A 16,149-nucleotide genomic window follows, 5' to 3' on the forward strand; every position below is an offset into this window, starting at 1 on the left:
CGCCGATTCTGCCGTACGCCGCCGCCCGGCGGGCCGCGATCAGCGGCGCGAGACGCGCGTGGCGGGTGCGTTGCCGAGGTGGTCGGCCGGACCCTCGACGGGACCGGTGTCGCCGGCGGGGGCCAGGGCGCTCAGGAAGTTGGCGACGTCCTGCCGCTCGACGCGCCTCTGGGCACACGCGGTCGCAGCGATCATGGCGTTGCGGCGGGCGCGCTGCTGGGAAGCGACGGGCCAGTCCTGGACTCGCTGCACCCAGGCCCGCAGAGGGCTGGTGAGGGGGAGCGGGGCGGGCATGCGGGCGACGTTACGCCGCCAGCGCGGTGGCGTCATCACCGTCGCGTGACATCTGCGTGAACGCACACGAAGTTCTCAGGTGCCGGGTCGGTCGGGCACCGGGTCGGTCGGGCACCGGCGCGGTCGGGCACGGGGTCAGTCGGGCACGGGGTCAGTCGGGCACCGGCTCGGCCAGCACCGGTCGCTGCCGGGTCGCGCCGATGCTGGCGGCGACCACGCAAGCGACCGCCAGCCACTGCGCGGCGCTCAGGGTCTCGTCGACGACCAGCAGGCCGGCGAGCGCGGCGGCGGCCGGCTCGAGCGACATCAGGATCCCGAAGACCGCGGGGCGCAGCGTGCGCAGCGCCACCAGCTCGCAGCTGTAGGGGATGACCGACGACAGCAGCCCGACCGCGGCGCCGAGCAGGAGGATCCGGGGGTCCAGCATGCCGTCGGTCGCCCCGGGCACGAGCAGGAAGGGGCTGACCAGCAGGGTCGCCACGACGCTGGCCAGGGCCAGTCCGTCGAGGCCTGCGAAGCGTCGTCCGGTCGCCCCCGACAGCAGGATGTACGCCGCCCAGCTGGCTCCCGCCAGCAGCGCGAAGAGCACGCCGAGCGGGTCGAGGTCGGCCCGTTCGGCGCCGAGCAGCGCCACCCCGACCCCGGCCAGCCCGACCCACACGAGGTCGCGGGCGCGGCGCGAGCCGACGACGGCGAGCGTCAGTGGGCCGGCGAACTCGAGGGTGACCGCGATGCCGAGGGGGATGCGCGAGAACGACTGGTAGATCGCCAGGTTCATCAGCCCGAGGCTGGTGCCGAAGCCGAGGAGCACCACGAGGTCGGCGCGCGACCGGCCGCGCCACCGGGGTCGGGCCCAGGCCAGCAGGACCAGCGAGCTCGTCGTCAGCCGCAGCCACACCAGCGCCGTGGGGGAGACGTCGTCGAACAGCGACTTGGCCACCCCCGCGCCGAGCTGCACCGAGGCGATCCCGATCAGCACCAGGACGATCGGGGAGGGGCGCGGCACCGGGTCACCGTAGCGAGGCGGACGGGGGCCGCCCCCAGGGCGTGGCCGGGGCCGACCTCGCTGTGCCACGATGCGCGGATGGGGACCTACCGCGTGAGCAGGTCGATCTCCATGGCCGCGGACCCGGCGCTGGTCCACCGGCTCGTCAGCGACCTGCGTGAGTGGCAGACGTGGTCGCCGTGGGAGGGGCTCGACCCCGAGGTCCGGCGCACCTACAGCGGCGCCCCGGCCGGTGTCGGTGCCCACTACGCCTGGTCGGGCAACCGCAGGGCCGGTCAGGGATCCATGGAGGTCGTCGGCGCCACGCCCGACCGTGTCGTGGTGGCGCTGGCCTTCCGCAGGCCCTTCCGCTCCACCAGCGAGGTCACCTTCGAGCTGGTGCCCGCCGGCGCGCGGACCGAGGTCACCTGGGTGATGACCGGTGAGCAGCGCGGTCTCGCCGCGGTGTTCGGCCGGCTGGTCTCGATGGACCGGCTGGTCGGCCAGGACTTCGAGAGGGGGCTCGCGCGGCTCAAGGCGGTCGCCGAGGCCTGACGCGGTCGACGCGCTCGGGTCTCGGTGGTCGAGATGCGAGGCCGGCCACGGCCGAGCCTCGAGACCTCCTGCACCGACCCGGTGGGGTCCGCACGCGAGTTGGGTGCGTCGCTGGCCGGGTCTCGAGGCTCCTCGCTGGCGCTCGTCGCACCTCGACCGCCGTGGTGCGCGAGTCGGGTGCGTCTCAGCCGTCCGGGACGGGTGCGGGGCGGCGTACGGACCGTCCTATCCTCGACCCATGAGTGACAAGCCCGACATCAAGCCCCGCTCGCGCGACGTCACCGACGGGCTCGAGAAGGCCGCGGCGCGTGGCATGCTCCGCGCCGTCGGGATGGGCGACGACGACTGGGCCAAGCCCCAGGTCGGCGTCGCGTCCTCCTGGAACGAGATCACCCCCTGCAACCTCTCCCTCGACCGGCTCGCGAAGGCCGTCAAGAACGGCGTGCACGCGGCCGGGGGCTACCCGCTGGAGTTCGGCACGATCTCGGTCTCCGACGGCATCTCGATGGGCCACGAGGGCATGCACTTCTCGCTGGTCTCGCGCGAGGTGATCGCCGACTCCGTGGAGACGGTGATGATGGCCGAGCGGCTCGACGGCTCGGTGCTGCTGGCCGGCTGCGACAAGTCGCTGCCCGGCATGATGATGGCCGCCGCGCGGCTCGACCTGTCGTCGGTGTTCCTGTACGCCGGGTCGACGATGCCGGGCAGCGTCGACGGCAAGGACGTCACCATCATCGACGCCTTCGAGGCCGTGGGGGCGTGCCTGGCCGGCAAGATCACCCGCGACGAGGTCGACCGGATCGAGCGGGCGATCTGCCCCGGTGAGGGCGCCTGCGGCGGCATGTACACCGCCAACACGATGGCCGCCGTCGCCGAGGCGATCGGCATGTCGCTGCCGGGCTCGGCCGCCCCGCCCGCGGTCGACCGTCGCCGCGACGGGTTCGCCCACCGCTCCGGCGAGGCCGTCGTCCACCTGCTGCGCGAGGGCATCACCGCCCGCCAGATCATGACCAAGGAGGCGTTCGAGAACGCCATCACCGTCGTGATGGCCCTCGGCGGCTCGACCAACGCCGTGCTGCACCTGCTCGCGATGGCCCGCGAGGCCGAGGTCGACCTGACCCTCGACGACTTCAACCGCGTCGGCGACAAGGTCCCGCACCTGGCCGACCTCAAGCCGTTCGGCCGTTACGTGATGAACGACGTCGACAAGATCGGCGGCATCCCCGTGGTGATGAAGGCCCTGCTCGACGCGGGCCTCATGCACGGCGACTGCCTCACCGTCACCGGCAGGACGATGGCCGAGAACCTCGAGGCGCTCGCCCCGCCGGCCCTCGACGACGATGTGATCCGCTCGCTCGACCGACCGATCCACGCCAGCGGCGGCATCACGATCCTCAAGGGCTCGCTGGCCCCCGAGGGTGCCGTGGTCAAGAGCGCCGGCTTCGACGAGTCGGTCTTCACCGGTACCGCCCGGGTCTTCGACGGCGAGCGCGCCGCGATGGACGCCCTGGCCGCCGGCCGCATCGTCGCCGGCGACGTCGTGGTCATCCGCTACGAGGGCCCCAAGGGCGGACCCGGCATGCGCGAGATGCTCGCCATCACCGGGGCCATCAAGGGCGCCGGGCTCGGCAAGGACGTGCTGCTGCTCACCGACGGCCGCTTCTCCGGCGGCACGACCGGCCTGTGCGTCGGTCACATCGCACCCGAGGCCGTCGACGCCGGCCCGATCGCGTTCGTCCGCGACGGTGACCGGATCACCCTCGACGTGCTCAACAAGACCCTCGAGGTCGAGCTCGTCGGGCCCGACGACCTCGAGGCCCGCAAGGTCGGCTGGGAACCGCTGCCGCCCAAGTACACCCGCGGGGTCCTCGGCAAGTACGCCCGGACCGTCACCTCCGCGGCCCACGGTGCCGTCACGTCCTGAGCCGATCGTGGACCGCGACACGCGCAGCGCCGCGACGGCGCTGGCGGCGCTCGTGCTGCTGCTCGTGGTTGCGGGCGGCGTCCGGCTGATCGGTGACGGGTCGGACGGTGCTGCGGGGTCTGCGGGGTCTGCGGGGTCTCGACAGGCTCGACCGGCGCAAGCCATGCGCGACGTACCGACACCGCGCCCGGCCCCGGCTCCTGTGCGGAGCACCCACGCGGCCAACGGCCACATCTTCGGCGACGGCCGGTTCCTGGTGGCCTACTACGGCACGGGCGGCACCGGCGCGCTCGGGGTGCTCGGCGAGACCGACCCCGAGACCATGCACCGACGACTGGTCCGTGCGGCGCGGCCGTTCCGCGAGATCGGGCGCCGCAGGGGGACCGAGGTGCAGCTCGTCTACGAGCTGATCGTCACCATCGCCGACCGCTCGCCCGGCCCCGACGGCGACTACAGCCACGACGTGTCGCGTCGTGTCGTGCGGCAGTACGTCGCAGCCGCGCGCCGCCACGGGGCGCTGCTCCTGCTCGACCTGCAGCCGGGCCGGGCACGCTTCATCGACGTCGCCCGCCGGTGGGCGTGGGCGCTGCGCGAGCCGCACGTCGGCCTTGCGCTCGACCCCGAGTGGCGGATGGGCCGGCGCGAGGTGCCCGGGACGGTCATCGGCTCCATGAGCGCCGGCGAGGTCGACCTGGTCTCGGGCTGGCTCGACGACCTGCGCCGCCGCGAGGGGCTGCCCGAGAAGCTCTTCGTGCTGCACCAGTTCCGCACCGACATGGTCCGCGACCTCGACCGGGTCACCGACCGGCCGGGACTGGCGATGGTCCAGCACGTCGACGGCTTCGGCACCCCGGGCCAGAAGCTCGACACCTACCGCACCGTCGAGCGCGCCGAGGCCTTCGACATGGGCTTCAAGCTCTTCTACGACGAGGACGTGCCGCGGATGTCGGCCGCCGAGGTGCGGCGGATCAAGCCGGCCGTGCGGTTCGTGTCGTTCCAGTAGGCGGGTCCCCACGGTGGTCGTCGTGACGGTTGCCAGGGCAACCTCCTCGACCACCGTGTCAGAAGTAGTCGCGGATGTGCAGCGGGCGCCGGCCCAGCAGGGCGTCGAGGGCGGCGTCGTGCGTCGTGGGGCCGGAGAGGTGGCCGGTCATCCGCAGGTTGGCGCACGACTGGGCGCCGGCATAGGCCAGGGCGAGACCCTGCGGGGTGAAGGTCGCGACGTCGCCGCCGTCGGTGGTGCGCTCGCAGACCGACGGGTCGTCGCCGACGGTGAGCACGTAGGCGTCGTCGGCGGTCCGCAGCCGGTCGCCCGCGACGGCGAACCCGATCTCGGCGTGGATCCCCGGGGAGACGAGTCCGGTGAGGGCGGCAGCGGGGTCGCTGACGCGCAGCATGTAGGGATGACGTCCCACGACGTCCCAGGTGGCGGTCGGGAGCACCAGGCGTGCGGGGTCCTCGCCGGAGGTGTCGAGCCTGATGCGGCCGGCGACCGAGGTGTGGGTGCCGAGCATCCGCCACAGCGCGCGGTAGCCGTCGGCGCTCACCGCGACCAGGTCGTGCACCTCGAGCGCGGCCGTCGTCGGGTCGTAGCCCTCGCCGCGGTCCCAGATCGCGTAGCCGACGACGGCGTTCTGCTCGTCGACAGCCAGACTGACCGCGGTGACGCCGTCGACGAGCTCCTGGTCGGTCGTGGCGAAGCGCGGACCGGTCCGGGTCAGCGGGCCGTTCTGGGCGGCCGCCCACGCATCGTACACGGCCTTGAGCGCGGGTACGTCGGCGACGGTGGCCCGGCGGGTGCGGACGCCCCCGGGCGGGCGGACGCCGGCGAGCTCGGCGGTCGGGACCACGACGGTGTCGTAGGACGAGACCAGCTCGTAGCCCAGCGAGCGGTAGATCCCGTTGGCGGTCGGGAACAGGGTCGACAGGGCCTCACCGCGCTCGGCCGCGGCGCCCAGCGTGGCCTCGAAGAGCGGCAGCAGCAGACCCTGGCCGCGGGCCTCGGGCGCCACCGCGACCCCGGCGATGCCGCAGGTGGGCACGCGCGCGCCGTGCCACCAGGACTCGTAGGAGTGGGCGGCCACCCGAGCCACCAGCGTGTCGCCGTCGAAGGCGCCCCACACCTCGCGACCCACCGGCAGCGACGTCGGCGCGGGGGGCACCTCGACGGGGTAGGGCGGCGAGCCGAACGCCTCGGCGCCGAGACGGAACGACGCGACGTGGTCGTCGAGGGTCAGCAGGCGAATCTCCACGACCCGAGGTTAAGGGTCCGGGGACGGCATCTCACCGGAGCCGGCGGTGACGACCCACGCTGCGTCGACTTCGGGCCACCCGGGAATTCAAACCTGACCCACGCTGCGTCGACTTCGGGCCACCCGGGAATTCAAACCTGACCCACGCTGCGTCGACATGAGAGGTGAGCGGGACCCAAAGTCGACGCGGGCTGGGTCACTCGACCCGACGGGAGGGGCGCGAAGGCGACGCACCCCGGGTCAACTCGTGCTGGGAGCGGGACCCAAAGTCGACGCGGGCTGGGTCACTCGACCCGACGGGAGGGACGCGAAGACGACGCGCCCCGGGTCACGTGCGGCACGCTCACCAGGTGTCGACCGGCAGCCCGCTGCCGGTCAGCCGTCCGGCGTGGTCGGCCGCGTCGATGACGCGCGCGATCAGGCCGCGGGTCTCGGCCGGGTCGACGACGTCGTCGATCTCGAAGTGGCGGGCGACCTCGAGCGCGGTGGAGTGCGCCTGGGCGTAGGCCGTCAGCTCGCGCACGGTGCGTTCACGCTCCTCGTCGTCGGCGATGGCCTCGAGCTCGCGGCGCATCGACAGCCGCACCGCGCCTTCGAGCCCCATCGCCCCCAGGTGGGCGCCGGGCCAGGCGATCGTCAGCTCGGGCTCGTGGGTGCTGCCGCCGAGCATCGCCTGCGCGCCCAGGCCGTAGCCGCGGCGCAGCACGACCCCGACCAGCGGCACCGACAGTCGGGCGCCGGCGACGAGCAGCCGGGAGGTGTGGCGGACCAGGCCCGTGCGCTCGGCGTCGGGGCCGACCATCATCCCGGGGGTGTCGACGAGCGAGACGACGGGGAACCCGAACGCGTCGCACAGCTGCAGGAACCGTGCGGCCTTGTCGCCCGCGTCGGCCGTGATCGCCCCGGCGACGTGGCGGGTGTCGTTGGCGACGAACCCCACGGTGCGCCCCTCGACGCGCCCCAGCGCGGTGACCAGCTCCGGGGCGAAGCCCGGGCGCAGCACGGTCACGGTGTCCTGGTCGGCGAGGGTCTCGACGACCGCCTCGACGTCGTACGACGTCCGCTCGCCCTCGGGCACGGCCTCGCGCAGGGGCACCTGGTCGGCGGCGGTCCAGGCGGTCTCGCGGCCCAGGAAGTAGCCGATCAGGGCCCGCGCCGCGTCGACGGCGTCCTGGTCGTCGACCGCCACGTCCACGCAGCCGTTGGCGGTCATGACCTCCAGCGGACCGACGTCGGCCGCGGCGACGTCGCCCAGCCCGCCGCCGGCGATCATCGCCGGGCCGCCCATGCCCAGGCTCGAGCGCGGGGTGGCGACGACCAGGTCGGCGCAGCCCGCGATGACGGCGTTGCCGGCGAAGCAGTTGTCGTCGACCACGGCGATGCGGGCGACCTTGCCGCTCAACCGGGCCCAGGCCGCGAAGGTGGTGACGTCGAGCGCCGAGACCAACGGGATGTCGGTGTCGCCCGGGCGCCCGCCGCCCCCGGCGGCGAAGAAGACCGTCGGCAGCCGCAGCCGCTCGATGACGTCGAGCAGCCGGTCGGTCTTGCGGTGCCCGCGCATGCCCTGGGTGCCGGCCATCACCAGGTAGTCGTAGGACAGCACCGCCACCTGGTGCCCGTCGATCGTCGCGAGCCCGCCGACGATCCCGTCGGCCACGGTGCGGTCGAGCAGGTCGTCGAGCTCGCGCTTGTCGGACTGTGCCGCCGTCACGAACCGGCCGTACTCGACGAAGCTGCCCTCGTCGGCCAGGGCCGCGACCTTCTCTCGCGCCGTCGTCCCGCCGCGGGCGTGGTGCCTGGCCACGGCGTCGGGCCTCGCGGCGTCCTCGGTGAGGGCGCGACGCGCCAGGACCTCCAACAGCTCGGGGCGGATCACGTGGGTGAGGCTAGTAGCCCACGTCGGACCCGACCGCGACCCCACGGTGGTCGAGGAGGTTGCCCTGGCCCACCGTCTCGAGACCGCTTCACCGCAGCCGGTGTGGATGGGGTGGCCCGTCGGTGCGGGTGGGTGGTTTCGTGACGGCCGCGGGCGGCCTCCTCAACCACCGTGGGGCGGCGGCCGTCGTACGCCGCGACGGCACCCGGCGGACTCCTCGACCACCGGGTGGTGAGGTCTGCACCGTCGCCCTGGCTAGGCTCGCCGACGTGACCGACCTCGACGCGCAGGACCCGCTGGCCGCCTACCGCGAGCGGTTCGTCGGCACCGGGAGCGATCTGGTCTACCTCGACGGCAACTCGCTCGGCCGCCCGCTGCGGACCACGGGAGAGCGGCTGAGGACCTTCGTCGACGACGAGTGGGGTCAGCGGCTGATCCGGGGGTGGGACGAGTCGTGGTTCCTGCTGCCGGAGGTCGTGGGCGACGAGATCGGGCGGGTCTGCCTGGGGGCGGCGGCGGGGCAGACGGTCGTGGGTGACTCGACGACGGTGCTGCTCTACAAGGCGATGCGCGCGGCGGTGGCGCTGCGGCCCGGGCGCACCGAGATCGTGGTCGACCGCGACAACTTCCCGACCGACCGCTACGTCGCCGACGGGGTCGCGCGCGAGTGCGGCCTGACGCTGCGCTGGGTCGACGTCGACACGAGCGCCGGCGTCACTGCCGAGCTGCTCGCCGAGGCCGTGGGGGAGCAGACGGCCCTCGTGGTGCTGAGCCACGTGGCCTACCGCTCGGCGTGGCTGGCCGACGTGCCCGCGCTGACGCGGCTCGCGCACGACGCCGGGGCCCTGGTCCTGTGGGACCTGTCGCACTCGGTCGGGTCGGTCCCGACGAGCCTCGACGCCTGGGACGTCGACCTCGCGGTCGGCTGCACCTACAAGTACCTCAACGGCGGGCCCGGTGCGCCGGCGTTCGTCTACGTCGCCGGGCGGCTGCTCCACGGCGAGGGCGCCCTGACCCAGCCGGTGCAGGGCTGGATGGGGGCCAGCGACCCCTTCCTGATGGGGCCGACCTACACCCCCGCGCCCGGCGTACGACGGATGGTCTCGGGCACCCCGCCGGTCGTCGGGATGCTGGCCCTGCAAGACATGCTCGCGTTGATCGACGAGGTCGGCATGGACGCCGTGCGCGCCAAGTCGGTCGGGCTCACCGAGCACGCGATCACCACGGCCGCCGCTCTGCTGCCCGACACGACCCTCGCCTCGCCGCGCCAGGCCGAGCGCCGTGGCGGTCACGTGACCCTCAACCACCCGCTGATGCGCGAGGCCACCGCCGAGCTGTGGCGACGTGACGTCATCCCCGACTACCGCGACCCCCACGGGCTGCGCCTGGGGCTCTCCCCGCTGTCGACGTCGTACGCCGAGGTGGCCCGGGGCCTCGAGACCGTGCGCGCCGTCCTCGACTCCCTTGGCTGAGCAGCGGGCCGGGGTCGAGCCGCGCCCGACGATCCCGGGCGAGCTCAAGGTCCTGGTCGCCGCGGCGTTCGTGATCGCGATCGGCTTCGGCCTGGTCTCGCCGGTGCTTCCGGCCTACGCCCGCAGCTTCGACGTCGGGGTGGCGGCCGCGTCGTTCGTGGTCTCGATCTTCGCGTTCTTCCGGCTCGTCTTCGCGCCCGCCGGCGGGGCGCTGGTCTCGCGGCTGGGGGAGCGGTCGGTCTACCTGACCGGGCTGCTGGTGGTCGCGGCGTCGTCGCTGGCCACCGCGTTCGCCCAGTCCTACGTGCAGCTGCTGATCTTCCGAGGGCTCGGCGGCATCGGGTCGACGATGTTCACCGTCTCGGCGATGGCCCTGCTCGTGCGGCTGGCCCCACCGACCATCCGGGGCCGCGTGTCGTCGGCCTACGCCAGCTCGTTCCTGGTCGGCGGCATGCTCGGGCCGGTCATCGGCGGCGCGCTGGCCGGCTTCGGGCTGCGCCTGCCCTTCCTCGCGTACGCCGCCGCGCTGGTCGTCGCCGCGGCCGTGGTCGCGCTGCGGCTGAGCGGGGCCCAGCTGCGGCCGGCGACCACCGGCGAGCCGGCGCCGCCGATGCGGCTGGGCGAGGCGCTGGCGCAGCCGGCGTACCGCGCGTGCCTGGCCTCGGCGTTCGCCAACGGGTGGTGCAACTTCGGGGTGCGGGTGGCGGTGCTGCCGCAGTTCGCCGTGGCGGTGCACGACGACACCTGGGTGGCCGGGGTCGCGCTGGCCCTCGCCGCCCTCGGCACGGCCGCCACGCTGCAGGTGGCCGGTCGGCTCGCCGACACGGTCGGACGCAGGCCGCTGGTGCTGGTCGGGCTGGTGGTCACCGCGGTCGGGCTCGGCCTGCTCGGGCTCAGCCACGACCTGCTGGTGCTGTTCGTGCTCTCGGCCGTCTCCGGCGTCGGCGCCGGCCTGGTCAACCCCGGGCAGCAGGCGACGGTCGCCGACCTCGTGGGGTCGGCCCGCAGCGGCGGCACGGTGCTCAGCACCTTCCAGATGGCCCAGGACGGCGGCGCGATCCTCGGGCCGGTGCTGGTCGGGGTGGTCGCCGACCAGGCGGGCTTCGGCTGGGCGTTCGCGCTGACCGCGATGGTCAGCCTGCTCGCGCTCGGGCCGTGGCTGCTGGCGACCGAGACACTGGGGACCCTGGACGGGGTGAAGCCGGGGGCGGGTCGGCCCTGACAGGGTAGTTCCATGGTGATCCGCTACCCCGCCCCACTGCGCCCCGGCGACACCGTCGGCGTCACCGCACCGTCGAGCGGCGTGAGCGACGCGCTGCGCCCGCGGCTCGACCACAACGTCACGTGGCTGCGCGAGCGCGGCTTCGAGGTGTGGGTCGGCGAGTGCCTCGGTGACGACCGGGTCGTGTCGGCGCCCAAGGAGAAGCGGGCCGCCGAGCTGATGGCGATGCTGCGTGACCCGTCGGTGCGCGCGGTCGTCCCGCCGTGGGGCGGCGAGCTCGCGATCGACCTGCTCGACCAGCTCGACTTCGACGAGCTCGCGACGCTCGAGCCCACGTGGCTGGTCGGCTACTCCGACCTGTGCTCGGTCATGCTGCCCTTCACCACGCTGCTGGGCTGGGCCACCGTGCACGGCACCAACCTGATGGACACCGCCTACCGCCAGCCCGGCGGTCTGCTGCACTGGACCGAGGTCGTGACGGGGCCCGGGCCCTTCCACCAGGTCAGCCCCGGTCGGCACAGGGTAGGCACCTGGGACGACTACCGCGCCGACCCCGGCGTCGAGGAGCTGACCCTCGACGGCACCGGCGACTGGGAGGTCGTCGGCGGCGGCGGGCTCGACGTGACCGGGCGCCTGGTCGGCGGGTGCGTCGAGATCGTGTCGATGCTCGCGCCCACGCCGTACGGCGACGTGCCGGGCTTCGGGCGCGCCCACGCCGACGAGGGGCTGGTGGTGTTCCTCGAGGTGGCCGAGTGCGACCCGTTCACCGTCGCCCGGTCGCTGCACTCCTTGCGCCTGGCGGGCTGGTTCGACGAGGCCACCGCGGTGCTCGTCGGCCGCACCCCCGCCCCCGACGCCGACCAGATGAGCCAGCGCGAGGCCGTCCTCGACGCCCTCGGTGGGCTCGACGTCCCACTCGTGCTCGGCGCCGACATCGGCCACACCCAGCCGTGGATGCCGTTGGTCACCGGTGCGCTCGCGCGCGTCGTGGCCGGCAACGGACACGGCGAGATCACCCAGGAGCTGACATGACGACCCCTGCCACGCTGCCCCCGCCCCCCAGCCCCGCCGCCGGGGCGACCTCCGACGACGTCGTCGCCTGGGTCGCCGCACACCTCGGCGACCTGGCGCGCGAGGGCGCCGACGGCGTCCGCCCCGGGGCGATGCGCGGCGGCCAGGCGGCGGCCGACGCGGCGCTCGCCGGGCTCGACATCGCGGGCTACGCGCGGATGCGCAACACGGTGCTGCCGGAGTCGCGGCGCGGGGCGACCCGGATGTCGCCCTACATCCGGCACGGGTTGCTGACGCTGCCGGAGATGTGGGACGCCGTGACCGGGGCGCCCGCCTACGACCTCGGCAAGTACCGCGACGAGCTGCTGTGGCAGGAGTACGGGCGACACCTCTACGCCCGCATCGGTCGCGACCTGGGCCGGTCGGTGCGCCGCGAGCAGCCGCGCCCGACGCCGTGGGAGGAGCCGCTGCGCCGCGACATGGCGTGCGCCGACTTCATGGTGCGCTCGCTGGTCGAGGACGGCTGGCTGGTCAACCAGACCCGGATGTGGCTGGCCTCGCAGTGGTCGGTGCGCGCGGGCGGCGAGTGGCGGGCCGGTGAGGACGCGATGTTCGCCCACCTCATCGACGGCTCACGCGCGGCCAACCGCCTGGGCTGGCAGTGGACCATCGGCACGGGCAGCGGCAAGGCCTACGGGTTCAGTCGGTGGCAGGTCCAGAAGCAGGCGGCCCAGCTGTGCAAGGGCTGCAAGCTGCGCAGCGCGTGCCCGATCGAGGACTGGCCCGAGGCGACGGTCGGGCCCGAGGTGGCCGACGCGCCCGACCTGTCCAAGGGGCCCGTGCCCGGTGGCCCGGACCGGGTCGAGGGCTCCGGGGGTGAGGTCGTCTGGCTGACCGCCGAGTCCCTCGGCACCGCCGAGCCGGCGCTGGCCGCCGACCCCGACCGGCCCGCGGTGTTCGTCTTCGACGAGCCGCTGCTGCGCCGGCTGCGGCTCTCGGGCAAGCGACTGGTGTTCCTCGCCGAGTGCCTGGGCGACATCGCGGCGACCCGCCCCCTCGACGTACGCCGCGGCGACGTCGTCGAGCAGCTGGCCGGCCGGCCGCTGGCGACGACCTACGCGCCGGTGCCGGGCTGGGCGACGCGCGCGGCGCGCCTCGACGTGGTCGAGACGCACCCCTGGCCGTGGCTGGTCAGGCCACGCCCCGCGGCGATGCGCTCGTTCACGGCGTGGCGAAAGACGTCGGGACGCTGACGCGCACCTCCACCTCGTGGGCCAGCATCACGGCCTGACCGCTGACGGGGTCTATGTGGGCGGCGCCGCCGGGGACGACATCGTTGACGTTGACGCCGGGCAGGGCGCGCGCCCGACGGGCACCCGAGGCCCCGTGGCCCCACCCGTGGGGCACCACCACGACGCCGCGGGCGACGTCGGTGGTCAACGACACCGGCAGCGTCACCCGCCCGGTCGGGCTGCTCACCTCGACCTCGTCCCCGTCGGCGATGCCGCGCTCGGCGGCGTCGTCGGGGTGCAGCAGGGCGGTGTTGCCGTCGGGCTGGGAGATGTGGGCGTTGTTGTGCATCCACGAGTTGTGGGAGCGCCGGTCGCGCCGCCCGACCAGGCGCAGCACGCCGGGCCGCGACAGGTCGGCCTCGGCGGCCTCGAGCCGGGCCAGGTCGGCGACCAGGTCGGCCGGGGCCAGGTCGACCAGGCCGTCGGGCGTCGCGACCCGCTTGCCCAGGAACGACCCGGGCTCGGTCGGCGGCAGCAGCACGCCCTCGGGCGTGGCCCTGAGCTCGCGCAGCGTCGTACGGCGTCCCCAGCGCAGCAGCACCGCCAGCAGCTGGTCGACGCCGACCTGCGGCGAGCCGGGCAGCCGGCGCAGCAGCCGGTTGAGGCGGGGCAGGGCGTGGGCCGCGGTGGTGCCCCAGGGGCGCACGCCGGTGGCCAGCGCGAGGTCGGAGAAGATCTGCCACTCCGTACGCCGCTGCGCCACCGGCGCGACGACGGCGGGGGTCCACTGGGCGTGCGGCACCAGCTGCAGCGACTGGTGCGAGGCGGGGAAGTCGCTGCGCTCGAGCATGTCGGTGGCCGGCAGCACGTAGTCGGCGTGGGCGGCGGTCTCGTTGCGGTAGAGGTCGACGCTGACGAGCAGGTCGAGCCGCGGCAGGGCCTCGCGCAGGTCGCTGCCGGGCACGGAGTGCACGGGGTTGCCGGCGGTCACGAACAGCGCGCGCACCCGGTCGGGGTGGTCGGTGGTGATCTCGCCGGCCAGCGCCGCGACGGGGAACGCCCCGGCGACGCGGTGCCAGCGCCCGTCGGTCGTGCGGTGCTCGTCGAAGCGGCCCAGGCCGAGCGCGGCCGAGAGTCGCAGCGTGTCGAACGCGCCGTGCGGCACGAGCAGCCCGCCGCGCCGGTCGAGGTTGCCGGCGAGCAGGTTGAGACCCTGGATCAGCCACGTCGCGATCGAGCCGAAGGGGCCCATGTTGACGCCGGTCGAGCAGTATAGCGCGGCGCCGCCTCGTGAGCTGGCCGCGGCGTACGCCGTCGCGAGCTCGCGGATCGCCGCCGCCGGCACGCCGGTGACCGCCTCGGCGCGCTCGGGCTTCCAGGGCGCGGCCGCGGCGACGAGCTCGTCGACGCCACGGGCGACCGCGCGGGCCGGGGCGAGGTCGAGCGGCTGCTCCTGGGTGAGCACGTGCAGCATCGCGGCGAGCAGGTAGGCGTCGGTGCCGGGGCGGATCGGCACGTGCTCGCCGACGCGGCGCGCGGTCTCGGTACGGCGCGGGTCGACGACCACCACGCGCCCACCGCGGGCCTCGATGCGCTGCAGGACCCCCGCGGCGTCGGCGACGGTGAGCACCGACATCTGGCTGACCAGCGGGTTGGAGCCCAGGCACACGAACATCTCGACGTGGTCGAGGTCGGGCACCGGCTGGATGAGCGAGAGGCCGTACATCTCGGTGGCGACGTGGAACTTGGTGTTGACGTCGATGGAGTGCGACGCGAAGACGTTGGGGGAGCCCAGCGCCTCGACGTACGCCGCCGACATGAGCGTGGCCTGCAGCGAGAAGAACGTCGGGTTGCCCTGGTAGATCGCGACGGAGCGCGGGCCGTGCGCGTCGACGAGCGCGCGCACGCGAGCACCGATCTCGGCGGTCGCCTGCTCCCAGGAGACGGGGACCAGCTCGCCGTCGACGCGCTTGAGCGGGGTGTCGAGCCGGTCGTCGTCGTGGTGCAGGGCGCCGAGCCCGAGGCCCTTGACGCAGCAGTAGCCCTTCGACACCGGGTGGTCGCGGTCGGGACGGACCTTGAGCACGGTCTCGTCGGCGGCCACGTCGACGACCAGGCCGCAGTGCACCTCGCAGATCCGGCAGAACGTGCGGACGCTGCGAGCCGGCGGGGTCGGGGTGCCGCGGTCAGCCACGGACGTGCGACATCCAGTCGGCGGGCACCCGGCCGGCCGGGCCGGGCACCGGCTGGTCCTCGGGGCGCGAGTGCGGGGCAGCGAGCTCGAGACCCTCGGGGACGTCGGCGTCGGTGCCGGTCGCGAAGTCCCAGAACCAGTCCTCCCCGGGCTCGAAGCTCTGCATGACCGGGTGGCCGCTCGCCGCGTAGTGGGCCGAGGCGTGCTGGGCCGGCGAGGAGTCGCAGCAGCCGACGTGGCCGCACTGGGCGCAGCGGCGCAGGTGCACCCACCACCCGCCCGCGGCCTCGCACTCGGCGCAGCCGGTGCCGCTGGGGGGAACGCTGGGGTCGATGCCGTCGCTCATGACGGGGAGTCTGCCGTGCGCCGGGGCGCGAGTCGACGGTCGAGCGCCGACGCCGCGGCCAGCAGCGCGACGAACAGCACGGTCACCCCCAGGCAGGCCACGACGACGGCCCCGGCGCCGTCCTCGCGGTGGTCGAGGAACGGGTAGGGGTACCAGCCGGTCATGGCCCCGACCAGCAGCGTCACCACGAGCCACCCGACCGGCCACACCAGGGTGAGCGCGGCGACGCGCCCCGTCACGCGCGGCCGGGGACCGAAGGCCACCCACCCGGCCACCGCCAGCACGGGCACCACCATGTGCAGCATCTTGTCGGCCACCCAGTCGGCGCCCTCGAGGTCGAGCAGCGGGCGCAGCAGCACGAAGTGGACCAACCCGGTCACCGTGATCCCGACGACCGCGGCGAGGCGCAGCACCCGCCAGGTCGCGCCGTCGCGGCCGGGGTCGCGGGCCAGCTGCGCCGAGACGACGGCCACCAGCACGTTGCTCTGGATCGTGAAGTAGGCGACGAAGCGCGCCAGGCGCAATGGCAGCGCCGGCGGCTCGACCTCGTCAAGCACCTGCCCGCCGCGCACCACCAGCACGAGCTGCAGGGCCAGGGCCGCGGTCGCGGCCGCGGCGGTCAGCAGGTGCCAGCGTCGGTCCACCCGCCCGAGGGTAGGGCCCGGGCAACCCCGCCGCACCCCACCGTGCGGGTCGGCCGGACGTCGGCCGGACGTCGGCCGGACGTCGGCCGGACGTCAGCCGGACGTCAGGTGTAGGCAGGGGGCATGCGCCCCCTCGTCATGG

At 74.3% G+C, this 16,149-nt stretch carries 14 protein-coding genes; 7 read left to right on the forward strand and 7 right to left on the reverse strand.

What is annotated here, in order from left to right:
* Positions 1-39: 39 nt before the first annotated feature.
* Together FZC61_RS18490 and FZC61_RS18495 are read right to left on the reverse strand one after the other, a co-directional pair.
* Positions 40-294 carry a hypothetical protein gene (locus FZC61_RS18490; RefSeq protein WP_148615646.1) on the reverse strand — a complete coding sequence of 85 codons (255 nt, stop codon included), beginning with the start codon at positions 292-294 and terminating at the stop codon, positions 40-42.
* A 151-nt stretch (positions 295-445) separates the two neighbouring features.
* Positions 446-1,300, reverse strand: coding sequence for an EamA family transporter (locus FZC61_RS18495; protein ID WP_246142782.1), 855 nt, complete (start codon positions 1,298-1,300; stop codon positions 446-448).
* A 78-nt stretch (positions 1,301-1,378) separates the two neighbouring features.
* Between FZC61_RS18495 and FZC61_RS18500 the strand changes: the two genes are divergently transcribed.
* The 3 genes from FZC61_RS18500 to FZC61_RS18510 all read left to right on the forward strand — a co-directional run bounded on the left by FZC61_RS18500 (position 1,379) and on the right by FZC61_RS18510 (position 4,761).
* Positions 1,379-1,834: an SRPBCC family protein gene (locus FZC61_RS18500; protein WP_148615647.1), complete on the forward strand. Its 456-nt coding sequence runs from the start codon at positions 1,379-1,381 to the stop codon at positions 1,832-1,834.
* A 238-nt stretch (positions 1,835-2,072) separates the two neighbouring features.
* Positions 2,073-3,758 carry a dihydroxy-acid dehydratase gene (gene ilvD / locus FZC61_RS18505; RefSeq protein WP_148615648.1) on the forward strand — a complete coding sequence of 562 codons (1,686 nt, stop codon included), beginning with the start codon at positions 2,073-2,075 and terminating at the stop codon, positions 3,756-3,758.
* 163 nt (positions 3,759-3,921) lie between these two features.
* Complete coding sequence (locus tag FZC61_RS18510; RefSeq protein WP_148615649.1) at positions 3,922-4,761, forward strand: hypothetical protein; 840 nt, start codon at positions 3,922-3,924, stop codon at positions 4,759-4,761.
* 58 nt (positions 4,762-4,819) lie between these two features.
* Here FZC61_RS18510 and FZC61_RS18515 read toward each other — a convergent pair whose 3' ends face one another.
* Together FZC61_RS18515 and FZC61_RS18520 are read right to left on the reverse strand one after the other, a co-directional pair.
* Positions 4,820-6,010, reverse strand: a complete 1,191-nt coding sequence (locus FZC61_RS18515) for a GNAT family N-acetyltransferase (protein WP_148615650.1) — start codon at positions 6,008-6,010, stop codon at positions 4,820-4,822.
* Between the two features lie 343 nt (positions 6,011-6,353).
* The gene (locus tag FZC61_RS18520; protein ID WP_211357325.1) at positions 6,354-7,886 is read right to left on the reverse strand and encodes an acyl-CoA carboxylase subunit beta; all 1,533 of its coding nucleotides are present in this window, start codon (positions 7,884-7,886) and stop codon (positions 6,354-6,356) included.
* Positions 7,887-8,155: 269 nt separating this feature from the next.
* Between FZC61_RS18520 and FZC61_RS18525 the strand changes: the two genes are divergently transcribed.
* From FZC61_RS18525 to FZC61_RS18540, 4 genes are read left to right on the forward strand one after another with little or no spacing between them, the layout of a single operon-like run.
* Positions 8,156-9,358 (forward strand): kynureninase, encoded by a 1,203-nt coding sequence (locus FZC61_RS18525; protein WP_211357326.1) that lies wholly within the window; start codon positions 8,156-8,158, stop codon positions 9,356-9,358.
* A complete protein-coding gene (locus FZC61_RS18530; RefSeq protein ID WP_148615651.1) occupies positions 9,351-10,580 on the forward strand; it encodes an MFS transporter in 1,230 nt (409 codons plus the stop codon). The genes FZC61_RS18525 and FZC61_RS18530 overlap by 8 nt, the downstream gene beginning before the upstream one ends.
* 12 nt (positions 10,581-10,592) lie before the next feature.
* Positions 10,593-11,612 carry a S66 family peptidase gene (locus FZC61_RS18535; RefSeq protein WP_148615652.1) on the forward strand — a complete coding sequence of 340 codons (1,020 nt, stop codon included), beginning with the start codon at positions 10,593-10,595 and terminating at the stop codon, positions 11,610-11,612.
* Positions 11,609-12,844: an FAD-binding domain-containing protein gene (locus tag FZC61_RS18540; RefSeq protein ID WP_148615653.1), complete on the forward strand. Its 1,236-nt coding sequence runs from the start codon at positions 11,609-11,611 to the stop codon at positions 12,842-12,844. Before FZC61_RS18535 ends, FZC61_RS18540 begins: the two co-directional genes overlap by 4 nt.
* Here the strand turns inward: FZC61_RS18540 and FZC61_RS18545 are convergent.
* From FZC61_RS18545 to FZC61_RS18555, 3 genes are read right to left on the reverse strand one after another with little or no spacing between them, the layout of a single operon-like run.
* Complete coding sequence (locus tag FZC61_RS18545; RefSeq protein ID WP_148615654.1) at positions 12,813-15,017, reverse strand: molybdopterin-containing oxidoreductase family protein; 2,205 nt, start codon at positions 15,015-15,017, stop codon at positions 12,813-12,815. The genes FZC61_RS18540 and FZC61_RS18545 overlap by 32 nt on opposite strands.
* The gene (locus tag FZC61_RS18550; protein ID WP_148615655.1) at positions 15,010-15,363 is read right to left on the reverse strand and encodes a UBP-type zinc finger domain-containing protein; all 354 of its coding nucleotides are present in this window, start codon (positions 15,361-15,363) and stop codon (positions 15,010-15,012) included. The genes FZC61_RS18545 and FZC61_RS18550 overlap by 8 nt, the downstream gene beginning before the upstream one ends.
* A complete protein-coding gene (locus FZC61_RS18555) occupies positions 15,360-16,007 on the reverse strand; it encodes a Pr6Pr family membrane protein (RefSeq protein ID WP_170286180.1) in 648 nt (215 codons plus the stop codon). Before FZC61_RS18555 ends, FZC61_RS18550 begins: the two co-directional genes overlap by 4 nt.
* Positions 16,008-16,149 lie beyond the last annotated feature (142 nt).

This window comes from Nocardioides rubriscoriae (genome assembly GCF_008087085.1).
GTDB classification, from domain to species: Bacteria; Actinomycetota; Actinomycetes; order Propionibacteriales; family Nocardioidaceae; genus Nocardioides; species Nocardioides rubriscoriae.

Bases quoted from the DNA above. Each gene is read 5' to 3' on its own strand.
- FZC61_RS18490 (WP_148615646.1), bottom strand. From the start codon at position 294: ATGCCCGCCCCGCTCCCCCTCACCAGCCCTCTGCGGGCCTGGGTGCAG.
- FZC61_RS18500 (WP_148615647.1), top strand. From the start codon at position 1,379: ATGGGGACCTACCGCGTGAGCAGGTCGATCTCCATGGCCGCGGACCCG.
- FZC61_RS18540 (WP_148615653.1), top strand. From the start codon at position 11,609: ATGACGACCCCTGCCACGCTGCCCCCGCCCCCCAGCCCCGCCGCCGGG.
- ilvD (WP_148615648.1), top strand. From the start codon at position 2,073: ATGAGTGACAAGCCCGACATCAAGCCCCGCTCGCGCGACGTCACCGAC.
- FZC61_RS18550 (WP_148615655.1), bottom strand. From the start codon at position 15,363: ATGAGCGACGGCATCGACCCCAGCGTTCCCCCCAGCGGCACCGGCTGC.
- FZC61_RS18535 (WP_148615652.1), top strand. From the start codon at position 10,593: ATGGTGATCCGCTACCCCGCCCCACTGCGCCCCGGCGACACCGTCGGC.
- FZC61_RS18510 (WP_148615649.1), top strand. From the start codon at position 3,922: ATGCGCGACGTACCGACACCGCGCCCGGCCCCGGCTCCTGTGCGGAGC.